Source organism: Robertmurraya sp. FSL R5-0851 (assembly GCF_038002965.1).
GTDB lineage: Bacteria > Bacillota > Bacilli > Bacillales > Cytobacillaceae > Robertmurraya_A > Robertmurraya_A beringensis.
Genome location: NZ_JBBOOE010000001.1, coordinates 3,161,214 through 3,172,861, shown reverse-complemented (window position 1 = coordinate 3,172,861; position 11,648 = coordinate 3,161,214). Strand labels below are relative to the sequence as shown.

The following is an 11,648-nucleotide window of genomic DNA, read 5'->3' as shown; positions in this document are numbered from 1 at the left end:
GTATGGATTTCCTAAAAGACTGGATCACAAATATAATCCTTTTCGTCTTGCTAGCAACAGTTGTTGATATGCTGCTTCCGAATTCAAATATGCAAAAGTACACCAGGATGGTTACTGGATTATTACTAATAGCTATTATTCTTTCGCCCATACTGAAAATACTATCTAGTGATTTTGAAGCGAACCTCTCCGCCATCACCGAAGTAGACTCCTTTTCAGAAAAAAATATAGAAAATTCAATAGAAATGAAGAAAAAAGAAATACAAGCCTCTTTTGATGCATATGCTTTAGAAGAAGTGGCTGTCCAATTAAAAAAGGACGTTGAAGAGGAGTTGATGGAACAGTACGGTTTAGAGATTGCTAGTATCGATCTATCAGTGGATGAAACGAGCAGCGCAACCTTCCCAGACAATCTTCAAGAGATATCTGTTACATTACGTGAATCAACAACGGAGACTGTGGTAGAAGTCGTACAAATGGTTGATATTAATACGAACTCACCTCTACCATCTAATTCGGAAAGTGAACAAAACGAGGAACTGTCTTCACTTCTCTCTGAAAAATGGGATGTAAACAAAGGCGCTGTTGAAATCTTCATAGAAGGGGGGAACAAATAAGTGGAAAATGATACAGAAAAAGATAAAGAACCTAACAAAGATAAAGGGCCCATTACATTCCTAAAAAACCTATTTAGTAAAGAAAGCCCTCCTGAGAAAAAATCTAGTAAATATCAATACTTCTTAATCGTCTTGTTAATTGGAGCCGCCATTATGTTAGCAAGTAATTTGCTAATAAATCCAAGTCCTTCCGCTATTGAAACGGCAGCAAATGCTGAGAAATCAAGTGAGGATGTAGAAACATTTGGACAGAAAAAGATTGATGGAAATGAAATAATTGCTGCCTATGAAGATCATTATGAAAATCAATTAAAGGAAACACTTGAGGGAATTGTCGGCGTTGGCGAAGTGATTGTAGCTGTAAATGTCGACGCGACTGAGAAAAAGATACTTGAAAAAAATGTGGTTGTTCAGTCCCAAAAAACCGAAGAGGTTGACCGTGAGGGTGGGCAACGAACAGTCGAAGACCAATCAAAGGATGAACAGTTAGTGATTATCCGAGATGGGGAAAAAGAGGTTCCTATTGTAATAGAAACGAAGAAGCCTGCCATTCGTGGCGTCATCGTGATTGCAAAGGGAGCTGATAATATACAAGTAAAGAAATGGATACTTGAATCCGTTACTAAACTATTAGATGTACCGGTTCATCGAGTGTCTGTTATGCCTAAAAAATAAAAGGGGGATTTATAGATGTTATTGAAAAAACAAACAGTTTGGTTATTAACAATGCTTAGCTTAGTTGTTGTATTATCGGTATATTACATTACTTCTCCAGAACAGCAAATGAACAATATGGCTACAGTAGAAAAAGAATCAGAGGAAGATTCAACAGTAAGTGGAGAAAATACATCTGAATCTGGTGAATCTGTCATTTCTAGTACTGCTAGCGATGAAATGTTTGAAGCACTTCGCTTAGAGCTAGATGAAGAGAGAAGTAAATTAAAAGAAGAGCTAGAAACGACTGTTGCTTCTACGGATCTACCAACAGAAGATATTAATGCCGCTCTTGATAAAATTAAAGAATTAAATGATGTGACCCAAAAAGAAGCGTATCTTGAAACGATGATTGTAGCGATGGACTATGAAGATGCTTTAGTAAGAGTAAGCGATAACGAAGTTCGCGTCACTGTAAAAGCCAAAAGCCACTCTCCAGCAGCTGCAAATGAAATCTTAAAGTTAGTACGCTCTGAATTAAGCGGGCTGAAGCCAGTGGTACAATTTCAAATAAGTAAATAATAGAAAAACGGAAAGCCCGAGCGCTTTCCGTTTTTTATTCAACTAGCCGATTTTTAACTGCATAAAGGGCTGCTTGAGTACGATCGGCTAAACCAAGCTTTGAGAGAAGGTTAGAAACATGGGTTTTGACAGTCTTCTCTGTTATATATAGGCTAGTTGCAATTTCTTTGTTACTTTTTCCTTTGGCAATTTCTTTTAATACCTCCATTTCTCGTTTTGTTAACTCGTAAATGGAAGGGCGATTTTGGTTTCGATCGGTTGATAACTTCGCTAATAAATGACTTGTAGCCTTGGGGTGTAACTGGTTTGTTCCTAACATCACATTTCGGATCGACTGAACAAGTTCGTCTGGTTGAATATCCTTTAATTGATATCCAGAAGCACCCGCCTCGAGTGCAGGAATGACATGATCCTGCTCAGAAAAGCTTGTCAGAATAATGATTTTTATCGTAGGGTACAAGTTTTTAATCATTTTCGTAGCTTCGATGCCATCCATTTCCGGCATGGAAAGGTCCATTAATATTAGGTCGGGTTGATGTCTTTTCGTAAGCTCAATTGCTTCCACTCCGTTCCCCGCTTCACCTATAATTTCGATTTCTTTTTGGGTGCGAAGAAATAAGACGAGTCCCCTACGAACAACGTGATGATCATCGACCACCAGAATCTTCGTAGTCATTTAGCTCCCTCCTTAATTTGGTATTTTGATTTGAATAAGTGTTCCATTATCGGGGGAACTTTCTAGTGAAAACTCCCCCGCTTCGGTTCGAAGTCGCATACTTTGTAAACCAAGCGATGGTGTTTGAACTCCCTTTTGATATTGGAACCCAATGCCAAGATCTTTAATGGTTAGAATGGTTTTCTCTTTTGTTTTTTCTAAATCAATATATACAACCGTTGTACCAGCATGTTTTTTACAATTCGCAAGTGCCTCTTGCCCAATTCTCCACAGTGCTTCTTCGACCTGACTTGAAAAATGAGGAACACCCTTCAGGTTAATATGAACAGTTAGACCTAGTAACTGGCCGTATTTTTGAAAGGCACTTAGTAGTCCATCTTCTAACCCTTGAGGACGTAACTGCCAAATCAAAGATCTCATTTCCCCAAGTGCATCTTGAGCAAGCTCTTGTATATAGGTGAAGGTACTTTTCATTTCCTCAGGCTTAGTCATTTCTACACCTGCTCTTGCCGTGAGACTTAAAGAAAATAATAATTGATTCACAGAATCATGAAGATCTCGTGCAAGTCGATTTCGTTCATCTTTCAGGGCGGTTTTTTGCTCATGTTCCACAAGCTTCAGCCGCTTAATGGCCGTACCAATTTGAAATGCAACGGCTTCAAGCAGGGCTAACTCATCGTCCTTGAAGAAGGTTTTAAAGGGAGCCCCTACATTTAATAAACCAAATCTTTCCTCACCTGCACGGAGCGGCACGGTAGCATGATGTGTTAAGCCGTTATGGTCTCCGTTTTGGGTTTCTATGGCTTCCTCGATTCTTTGACACTCAATAATATTGGTTGCCTTTGTTATTTTCTGATGATGATAACGATTAACACACCAGCACGAACCCTTACACATTCTTATGTTTTGTTCATACGAAAGAGCAGGGGGAAGGGCTTCGTGTGCAACAAGTTGATGGGAGCCTTTTTCATCAATAAAGAAGATCCAACCTGTTTGGAGTCCTGTTAAATCCAAAAGCTTTTTTAGGACTTGAGATAGAACGTGATTCAGCTCAGTCCCCTCGTTTAACATTTCAGCAATTTCTTTTAGTATTTTCATTTCTCTAAATCTAGAACTCTCTCCCATCATGTCACCCTCAAACAATAGAAATTTATTATGTTCAAACTATTGTCAACTTCTTTGTAAAAATTCAATCGTTTCATTTGATGGACCTGTCACATATGCAGTGGTCCACCCGTTTTCCAACTCGTATGGACCTTCCACCATACAAAAATGGTATTCTTTACAACGAAGAATGATTTCTTGTAAAAAAGGAACTTCGAAGCAAATATGCGTATGTGAGACTTTATTTACATGATCACCTAGAAAAAGCTCCAAACGTATATCCTCTAAGCGTAAAAAAACAATATCCTCTTCCATAAATTTTACCTTTTCTTCTACTTGAAAATGAAGTACCTTTTCATAAAAAGATATGGATTTCTCCATATCTTTTACTTCAATCCCATAATGATGGACTCGCAAGATAACACCCTCCTAAAGAATGACATTAATATCTCCAAATTCATGCCATAAATATTGTTTATTTAGTGCTTCCTCATACGCAGGAAATAGCTTTTCTTTTGGTACAAAAGCTAAAAGCATATCCAAGTGGCTCGCTTTTGGTTCATGAAAGCCAGTAATGATTCCATCAACCAACTGTAGCCTTGACTCTTCCGTAATATACAAATTTGTCCATCCATTGAGACAGCTGGTCTTCGAAGCGGTTTCCAAGGCACGGACAACGGTCGTACCTACCGCAAGGACCTTTGAGCCGCGTTTCTTTGTATCTAGTACTTTATTCATGGTCTTTTCCGGAATCATATATTTCTCACTATTTTGTTCAGGACTTGGCAGCAAATTGTCATCCAAAAAATAACTGAGCCCTGTGTGTAATTGAAGAAAAGCAATCTGAATCCCTTTCTTTTGTAATCGAAATAGCAGTTCCCAGCTTATGGCTCTTCCGGCTGAAGGCATTTCCAACGATCCGGGTGTTGTTGCGAAAACGGTTTGATAATATTCAAGACTCCAAGGTTTATGAATATATTCATAACGGATAGGTTCACCGATCATATAGACATCTTCTAGTAGCTCAGTACCTCCTTTTGAAAATAGAATTCGAGAAAGGGGAGTAGGGCTTTTCTGATTTAACACCGTAGCTGACAAAGTAGGGGAGAAGTGTAAAACTTCTCCTTCTGAAACCTCATCACTTAAAATTAAAGCTTCCCATTCGAACTCATTTAATTTACGAGCAAGCTTTACTTCTATAATCGATGGTTCCTTCTGATGATTTGGATGAAACCTAGCTCTTAATAGTGCGGGGATGGTTCGGCTATTGTTAAGAACAAGCAGGTCACCTTCTTGAAGATAATGTTCAAGCTGACAGAATTCATCGTGGTATACTTGCCCACTTTGTTTATTAAGAACCATCATTTTCACTTGATCACGTCTAATCCCTCTTCGCTCAGGGGGGATTGACGCATTCAACTTTGTTGGAAGATGAAAATCAAAAGCTTGTGAAGTCATTTGCTTTCCTCCTTAAATACTTGAGCTTCAAACCGTTTCCCAGTAATATTATTTGAGTCGTCGGAAGCTAAATAAAGAAAAACATCAACCACATCATTAGGGTCTGCTAACGGGTAATCACAATCAGGAACGGCTAGTGTGTGCATTTCGGTATTCATTTCCCCAGGATCAACCATATTGATACGGATATTTGTATCACGTAGTTCATCAGCCCAAGTTTCTGTTAATCCTTCAATTGCAAACTTTGATACTCCGTAGGCACCCCAACCAGCATACCCAGTTGAGCCGGCTTCAGAGGTAATATTAATGACTGACCCCTTATTTTGTAAAAGCATGTGGATCAGCACTCTTTTTGTTAAAGAAAAAGGGCCAAGAACATTTACGCGTAATGTAGTAGAAAAGTCATCCTCAGGATAATCTAGTAATAGAGGCATTGGACTCAGTCCAAGGGTTGAGGCATTATTAATTAACACATCGATCTGTCCAAATCTTTCTACTGTTAAAGCTACAAATCTTTCAACGTCTCTTGGGAGAGAAATATCTGCCTTTATCGCAAACACTTCTGCTCCTAATTGTTCTGCTTCTTCCTTCACTTTAGATAATGCTTCCATATTTCTAGCGCAAATAGACAACCGTTTTCTTTGTTTGGCAAATGCTAATGTTAAAGCCTTTCCTAATCCTTTTGATGCTCCAGTTATCATAACTACATCGTTACTATTCATTACAAATCTCCTCCTGTATAAATGGTTCCTTGTAATTACAGAATAGAAAATATTTCAAACAATTCCCTCATGTAAAAGCTCGATATTTTCTACAACTTTAGTCGTAGGAGAAAATTTAACTAACAAAAATTTTAAAAAATCTTATATTTCAAAAATGAAAACGTGTTCTTTTGTCGAATATGTATATAGAGGAATAAAGGTTGAACTTCTATGAGGTCTTATCGTATGATATTAGTATCTAGTGCTAAAAAGTAAATTAGAGGTGAATATGATGTTAAAGGTTCAAGAAATTAGAGAATTAATAAAACTTGTAGATCATTCAAGTCTAGATGAATTTGTTTATGAATACGAAGGTGCTAAAATTAAAATGAAAAAGAATGCGGCTGTAGGAACAGTGACTGTAAAGGAACAAGTTACACCTGCGCCTGTAGTCGTTGCTGAAAAGACATCAGCACCAGTGGCTGCTGTAGAGGTAAAGCACGAGGAGCCAATCGCACCGCAAGCACAACCAGCACAAACACCTGCTGCTGATACTTCAAACTTACATAAAATCACTTCACCGATGGTTGGGACTTTCTATGCATCTCCATCACCTGATGCTGATGCGTATGTTAAGGTGGGCTCAAAAGTGTCTAGCGATTCAGTTGTTTGTATCGTAGAAGCAATGAAGTTATTTAATGAAATTGAAGCTGAAGTTAACGGAGAAATTGTAGAGATACTTGTAAAAGACGGACAGTTAGTGGAGTATGGTCAACCGTTATTTTTAGTGAAGCCAGAGTAAGGAGCTGTCTGCTATGATAAAAAAGTTATTAATTGCGAATCGAGGAGAAATAGCCGTTCGTATTATACGGGCTTGCCGTGAGCTTGGGATTGAGTCTGTTGCTGTATATTCTGAGGCGGATCGTGAATCCTTACATGTTCAGCTTGCTGACGAAGCATACTGTATTGGACCAACAGCTTCAAAGGATAGCTACTTAAATTTTACAAATATCATTAGTGTAGCTAAGCTGACGAGTTGTGACGCCATTCATCCTGGTTATGGATTTTTAGCTGAAAATGCTGACTTTGCAGATCTTTGTAGGGATGTGAATATCACATTTGTTGGACCATCTCCAGAAGCCATCTCTAAGATGGGAACAAAGGACGTGGCTCGTGAAACGATGAAACAAGCAGGGGTTCCGATTGTTCCAGGATCCCAAGGAATCATTAAAGACGATGAAGAAGCAATCGAATTGGCCAATAAAATTGGTTACCCTGTTATTATAAAAGCGACTGCTGGTGGGGGTGGAAAAGGAATTCGTGTGGCCCGAACGGAGACTGAGCTAATCAAAGGGATTAACATTACTCAACAAGAAGCATTAACGGCTTTTGGGAACCCTGGAGTATATATCGAAAAGTTTATTGAAGAGTTCCGACATGTTGAGATACAAGTTCTTGCAGATAATCATGGACATGCCATCCATTTAGGGGAAAGAGATTGCTCCATCCAAAGGAGACTTCAAAAGCTTCTTGAGGAAACGCCATCTCCAGCCTTAGACGGAGAAGTAAGACATGAGATGGGAAGTGCAGCCGTTAAGGCAGCATTAGCGGTTGATTATTCTGGTGCCGGGACAGTAGAATTTATTTATGATTATCAAAACCGTAAGTTTTATTTTATGGAAATGAACACTCGTATCCAAGTAGAACATCCGGTCACAGAGATGATAACTGGCGTTGACCTAATTAAGGAACAAATTAAAGTGGCATCTGGTGAAAAGCTTAGTTTAACCCAAGAAGAAGTTGTTTTTAATGGGTGGGCGATCGAATGCAGAATTAACGCAGAAAATCCAATGAAGAAATTCATGCCTTCACCTGGTAAAATAGAAATGTATCTTCCTCCTGGTGGTTTAGGAGTTCGTGTGGATTCAGCTGCATATCCTGGTTATACGATTCCACCCTATTATGACAGCATGATTGCGAAACTGATTACGTACGGAAGTACTAGAGAAGAAGCAATCGCACGCATGAAAAGAGCGTTAAGTGAATTTGTCATAGAAGGAATTCATACAACCATTCCATTCCACTTAAAACTTTTAAATCATGAAAAGTTTGTTGAAGGAGACTTTAACACGAAATTTCTTGAAATGTATGATTTAATGGAAACAGGAAAATAATGTTGGAGGTGCTTTGAATGAGCGAAAATAACATCTTGGAAATGAATCCAGGAAACTCTGGTCTTGGGAAAGTAGAGATTGCACCTGAAGTAATTGAAGTAATTGCTGGTATTGCTGCGTCTGAAGTTGACGGGGTTTCTCAAATGAGAGGAAACTTTGCGTTAGGGGTTGTTGAGCGATTAGGTAAGAAAAATCATGGCAAGGGCGTTAAGGTGGAGCTTGGAGAAGACGGAATTAAAGTGGATGTGTATTGCTTAATGAAGTTTGGGGTTTCCATTCCAACTGTCGCTCAGAAGGTTCAAGATAATATTCGACAAGCGCTTTTGAATATGACTGCACTTGATGCTAAGGAAGTAAACGTGCATATCGTTGGCATCCAGTTCGAAAGTACAAAGCAAGAAGTTGAACAAGAACAAGAGCTGTAATTTACTCACTCTAAAGAGTCAAGGACAACAAAAAAGTCTTTGGCTCTTTTTTCTTTCGAGTATTTCATGTATGATGAGTTATTATGCTATGATCATATTGATGATTAAGGTATCTCAATCAATAAAGGAGTTTAGGATAGATGAAAAGAAGAACGGCAAGAGAAAAAGCGTTACAAGCATTATTTCAAATTGACATAAGTGAAGCAGATCCAAAGGAAGCGATTCTTCATGTATTAGAAGAAGAGCGTGGAGATGACTACCTCTCTACTCTAGTAAGTGGGGTTGTGGAACACAAAAGTGAGATAGATGAAATGATTAAAGAGCATTTAGAGAAGTGGACAATTGAGCGAATTGCGCCAGTGGATCGGAACCTGTTAAGACTGGCTGTTTACGAACTTGTTTACATGAAGGAAGAAGTACCTGCAAACGTTGTTATCGATGAAGCGATTGAGATTGCAAAAGTTTTCGGAGATGAGCATGCTAGTCGATTTATAAATGGAGTTCTCTCTAAAATAAAGCAACAAACAGAACAACAGTAATTTCCGCTATAAAACAGCCCTTTTTTATATAGGTAATCCCTTTCGCACTATCAAGACGTGACTGAAAAGAGATTTATCCTTATAATTAGATAGGACTGTTTTTTTGCGTGATCCATACCTTTTCCGAAAAAAGGAGTACTGAATGGAAGAAAAGCAATATGTAACAATAACTGCCTTAACTAAATATATAAAAAGAAAGTTTGACGCCGATCCACATTTACAGGATATGTACGTAAAAGGGGAAATTTCAAACTTTAAACAGCACTCTAGTGGACATATGTACTTTACTTTAAAAGACGAAAAAGCAAGAATCCTGGCCGTCATGTTTTCAAGCTTTAATAAGTCCATCAAATTCAGACCAGAAAACGGGATGAAAGTGTTAGTGAAAGGCGATATCTCCGTATACGAACAAAGTGGTCAGTATCAAATGTACATAAAAGAATTGCAGCCTGATGGAATTGGTGATCTTTATCTAGCTTTTGAACAGCTAAAAGAAAAACTATTAAAACAAGGCCTATTTTCAAACGAATATAAAAAAGCTCTGCCAAAATATCCTCACACTGTTGGGGTAATTACCTCTCCTACGGGAGCAGCAATACGAGATATTCTAACAACTCTTAAAAGGAGATATCCGATTGCTAATATATTGGTCATTCCTGCCCTTGTTCAAGGAGAGCAAGGAGCTGCATCCATTGTAAAGGCAATCGAGCAAGCAAATCAGTCACATGATATTGATGTATTGATTGTTGGTCGCGGTGGGGGATCCATTGAGGAACTATGGTCATTTAATGAAGAAATTGTAGCAAGGGCCATTTTTGCATCTAGGATTCCGATTATCTCTGCTGTTGGTCATGAAACAGACACGACCATTGCTGATTATGTGGCGGACCTCCGAGCTCCGACTCCTACGGGAGCGGCAGAGCTTGCAGTGCCACATATTGATGAATTAATCGAAAGAGTATTAACTAGACAAACAAGGATTATACGAAAAATTAAAGAGAAGATAAGTGTACAAGCACAGCGATATGATCGTTTAAGTAAATCATACGCCTTTAAGTACCCGCAAAGATTGTATGAACAAAAGTTAGAGCAAGTTGATAAGACAACAGAATTATTAAAGAGGGCAGCTCAAGCTTTATTTGTAAATAAAAATGAAGAGTATATTCGTACCAGGCGGAGACTTGAAAGAAATAATTTGAATACACTCCTTCAAACAGCCGTTCAGCAGCAATCTAAGACGGAAAAGACATTAAATCGTGCTTTTACTAGCCTCCTTTTAGCAAAGAAAAAAGAACATCAAAGAGTGAATATGGCATTGGATGCATTAAGCCCTCTGAAAATTATGGATCGAGGATATAGCCTCGTCTACAATGAAGACGATCACTTAGTAAAAAGCACGGAACAAATTCGAATTAATGATAGTATTAAAATAAAACTTGTAGATGGTTCTATCACTTGTGAAGTGTTAGAGATCGAGGGGAAGGATCAAACAAATGAGTAAAGACACGAAAATAAGCTTTGAAGAAGCCATGCAGCAACTTGAAGATATCGTTGAACAACTAGAAGAAGGGGATGTACCTTTAGAAGAGGCGATTTCTATTTATAAAAAAGGAATGGAGCTTTCAAAGCTTTGTCACGATAAGCTTCGAAATGTTGAGGAGCAGCTAACAGAAATTCTTACGGAGAATGGGAAGAAGGAAACCTTCTCTATTCAAGAGGAGGAATAATAGTGAACAAAGTGGGTTTTACCACCTTTTCTAAAAAGTATAAAGAGCTAGTAGAAGCATACCTGAAGGAATCTGTTAGTCAATTATCTGCACCTACACAGATTAAGGAAGCGATGCTCTATTCGTTAGAAGCAGGCGGCAAACGTATTCGTCCGTTATTATTATTCGCTACATTAGAAGCGTTTGGGAAGAAAGGGGAATTAGGTATAGAAGCGGCTGCAGCGATAGAAATGATCCATACCTATTCGTTAATTCATGACGATCTTCCAAGCATGGATAACGACGACCTACGAAGAGGAAAGCCTACGAATCATAAGGTGTTCGGAGAAGCATATGCCATTCTTGCAGGTGACGCTCTTTTAACATATAGCTTTCAAGTGATTTCTAGTGCATCCTCCGAGGCTATTCCAACTGAAGTGAAAATCCAACTGATTACAGAACTAGCCAAAGCATCAGGTGCTGAAGGAATGGTAGGTGGACAAGTAGCTGATATGGATGGGGAAGGGAAAGACTTAAGCCTTGATGAACTTGAATACATTCACATCCATAAGACAGGAAAGTTACTTGCTTATAGTGTCGTTGCTGGAGCGATGATTGCCGGAGCAAATAATCAACAATTAGAAAAGTTTACTACCTTTGCTCACCATTTAGGTTTAGCCTTTCAAATTAGGGATGATATTCTAGACCTTGAAGGGGATCAAGAAATCATCGGGAAGAAAGTGGGCAGTGACGAACAAAACAATAAAAGCACATATCCATCATTGTTGACGATGGAGGGAGCAAGGCAATCATTATTAGAGCATATTACGCTCGCTAAGGATGCCTTAAATAGCATGGAACTTGAAACGGAAATTCTTAAAGAAATCACGGATTTAGTAGCTAATCGAAATCATTAAATAAGAGTGTGAACGTAAAACATTTGGAAAAATGTCTGTAATACGTTACTCTTTGTGTATACAGCTAACGAAAGATTAGCAACAATTAAGAGATG

Annotated in this window: 15 protein-coding genes; 10 read left to right on the top strand and 5 right to left on the bottom strand. The window is 38.5% G+C overall.

All coding sequences use genetic code 11. The annotated features are described in order from the left end of the window. Nucleotides 1-2 precede the first annotated feature (2 nt). Genes spoIIIAF through MKX65_RS16345 form a run of 3 tightly spaced genes read left to right on the top strand, consistent with a single transcriptional unit; the run spans nt 3 to nt 1,853 of the window. The gene (gene spoIIIAF, locus MKX65_RS16355) at nt 3-617 is read left to right on the top strand and encodes a stage III sporulation protein AF (RefSeq protein ID WP_160546560.1); all 615 of its coding nucleotides are present in this window, start codon (nt 3-5) and stop codon (nt 615-617) included. Then, a complete protein-coding gene (spoIIIAG, locus tag MKX65_RS16350; RefSeq protein ID WP_340904590.1) occupies nt 618-1,292 on the top strand; it encodes a stage III sporulation protein AG in 675 nt (224 codons plus the stop codon). A gap of 15 nt (nt 1,293-1,307) precedes the next feature. Further along, a complete protein-coding gene (locus MKX65_RS16345) occupies nt 1,308-1,853 on the top strand; it encodes a SpoIIIAH-like family protein (protein ID WP_160546559.1) in 546 nt (181 codons plus the stop codon). 34 nt (nt 1,854-1,887) lie between these two features. Here MKX65_RS16345 and MKX65_RS16340 read toward each other — a convergent pair whose 3' ends face one another. From MKX65_RS16340 to MKX65_RS16320, 5 genes are read right to left on the bottom strand one after another with little or no spacing between them, the layout of a single operon-like run. Further along, nucleotides 1,888-2,529 (bottom strand): response regulator, encoded by a 642-nt coding sequence (locus MKX65_RS16340; RefSeq protein ID WP_160546558.1) that lies wholly within the window; start codon nt 2,527-2,529, stop codon nt 1,888-1,890. A gap of 12 nt (nt 2,530-2,541) precedes the next feature. Continuing rightward, a complete protein-coding gene (locus MKX65_RS16335) occupies nt 2,542-3,657 on the bottom strand; it encodes a GAF domain-containing sensor histidine kinase (protein ID WP_340904587.1) in 1,116 nt (371 codons plus the stop codon). Nucleotides 3,658-3,699: 42 nt separating this feature from the next. Continuing rightward, complete coding sequence (locus MKX65_RS16330; RefSeq protein ID WP_340904586.1) at nt 3,700-4,050, bottom strand: VOC family protein; 351 nt, start codon at nt 4,048-4,050, stop codon at nt 3,700-3,702. Between the two features lie 12 nt (nt 4,051-4,062). Beyond that, entirely contained in the window at nt 4,063-5,091 is a 1,029-nt protein-coding gene (locus MKX65_RS16325) for an S-adenosylmethionine:tRNA ribosyltransferase-isomerase (protein WP_340904585.1), read from the bottom strand. After that, nucleotides 5,088-5,813 (bottom strand): SDR family NAD(P)-dependent oxidoreductase, encoded by a 726-nt coding sequence (locus MKX65_RS16320; protein WP_160546554.1) that lies wholly within the window; start codon nt 5,811-5,813, stop codon nt 5,088-5,090. The genes MKX65_RS16325 and MKX65_RS16320 overlap by 4 nt, the downstream gene beginning before the upstream one ends. A 271-nt stretch (nt 5,814-6,084) precedes the next feature. Here MKX65_RS16320 and accB point away from each other — a divergent pair, with 271 nt between their 5' ends. The 7 genes from accB to MKX65_RS16285 all read left to right on the top strand — a co-directional run bounded on the left by accB (nt 6,085) and on the right by MKX65_RS16285 (nt 11,553). Then, a complete protein-coding gene (accB, locus tag MKX65_RS16315) occupies nt 6,085-6,594 on the top strand; it encodes an acetyl-CoA carboxylase biotin carboxyl carrier protein (RefSeq protein WP_340904582.1) in 510 nt (169 codons plus the stop codon). Between the two features lie 13 nt (nt 6,595-6,607). After that, nucleotides 6,608-7,966, top strand: a complete 1,359-nt coding sequence (gene accC, locus MKX65_RS16310) for an acetyl-CoA carboxylase biotin carboxylase subunit (RefSeq protein ID WP_160546553.1) — start codon at nt 6,608-6,610, stop codon at nt 7,964-7,966. Between the two features lie 17 nt (nt 7,967-7,983). Then, a complete protein-coding gene (locus MKX65_RS16305; RefSeq protein ID WP_160546552.1) occupies nt 7,984-8,391 on the top strand; it encodes an Asp23/Gls24 family envelope stress response protein in 408 nt (135 codons plus the stop codon). Nucleotides 8,392-8,531: 140 nt separating this feature from the next. Beyond that, nucleotides 8,532-8,930 carry a transcription antitermination factor NusB gene (gene nusB / locus MKX65_RS16300; protein WP_160546551.1) on the top strand — a complete coding sequence of 133 codons (399 nt, stop codon included), beginning with the start codon at nt 8,532-8,534 and terminating at the stop codon, nt 8,928-8,930. A gap of 142 nt (nt 8,931-9,072) precedes the next feature. Next, a complete protein-coding gene (xseA, locus tag MKX65_RS16295; protein ID WP_340904580.1) occupies nt 9,073-10,431 on the top strand; it encodes an exodeoxyribonuclease VII large subunit in 1,359 nt (452 codons plus the stop codon). Beyond that, nucleotides 10,424-10,657 (top strand): exodeoxyribonuclease VII small subunit, encoded by a 234-nt coding sequence (locus MKX65_RS16290; protein WP_160546549.1) that lies wholly within the window; start codon nt 10,424-10,426, stop codon nt 10,655-10,657. Before xseA ends, MKX65_RS16290 begins: the two co-directional genes overlap by 8 nt. A gap of 2 nt (nt 10,658-10,659) precedes the next feature. Beyond that, the gene (locus MKX65_RS16285) at nt 10,660-11,553 is read left to right on the top strand and encodes a polyprenyl synthetase family protein (protein ID WP_340904579.1); all 894 of its coding nucleotides are present in this window, start codon (nt 10,660-10,662) and stop codon (nt 11,551-11,553) included. The last annotated feature ends 95 nt before the right edge of the window (nt 11,554-11,648 follow it).

Coding starts and splice junctions, on each gene's coding strand:
- spoIIIAF (WP_160546560.1), top strand. CDS start 3: ATGGATTTCCTAAAAGACTGGATCACAAATATAATCCTTTTCGTCTTG.
- MKX65_RS16345 (WP_160546559.1), top strand. CDS start 1,308: ATGTTATTGAAAAAACAAACAGTTTGGTTATTAACAATGCTTAGCTTA.
- MKX65_RS16340 (WP_160546558.1), bottom strand. CDS start 2,529: ATGACTACGAAGATTCTGGTGGTCGATGATCATCACGTTGTTCGTAGG.
- MKX65_RS16335 (WP_340904587.1), bottom strand. CDS start 3,657: ATGATGGGAGAGAGTTCTAGATTTAGAGAAATGAAAATACTAAAAGAA.
- MKX65_RS16325 (WP_340904585.1), bottom strand. CDS start 5,091: ATGACTTCACAAGCTTTTGATTTTCATCTTCCAACAAAGTTGAATGCG.
- MKX65_RS16320 (WP_160546554.1), bottom strand. CDS start 5,813: ATGAATAGTAACGATGTAGTTATGATAACTGGAGCATCAAAAGGATTA.
- accB (WP_340904582.1), top strand. CDS start 6,085: ATGTTAAAGGTTCAAGAAATTAGAGAATTAATAAAACTTGTAGATCAT.
- accC (WP_160546553.1), top strand. CDS start 6,608: ATGATAAAAAAGTTATTAATTGCGAATCGAGGAGAAATAGCCGTTCGT.
- MKX65_RS16305 (WP_160546552.1), top strand. CDS start 7,984: ATGAGCGAAAATAACATCTTGGAAATGAATCCAGGAAACTCTGGTCTT.
- nusB (WP_160546551.1), top strand. CDS start 8,532: ATGAAAAGAAGAACGGCAAGAGAAAAAGCGTTACAAGCATTATTTCAA.
- xseA (WP_340904580.1), top strand. CDS start 9,073: ATGGAAGAAAAGCAATATGTAACAATAACTGCCTTAACTAAATATATA.
- MKX65_RS16290 (WP_160546549.1), top strand. CDS start 10,424: ATGAGTAAAGACACGAAAATAAGCTTTGAAGAAGCCATGCAGCAACTT.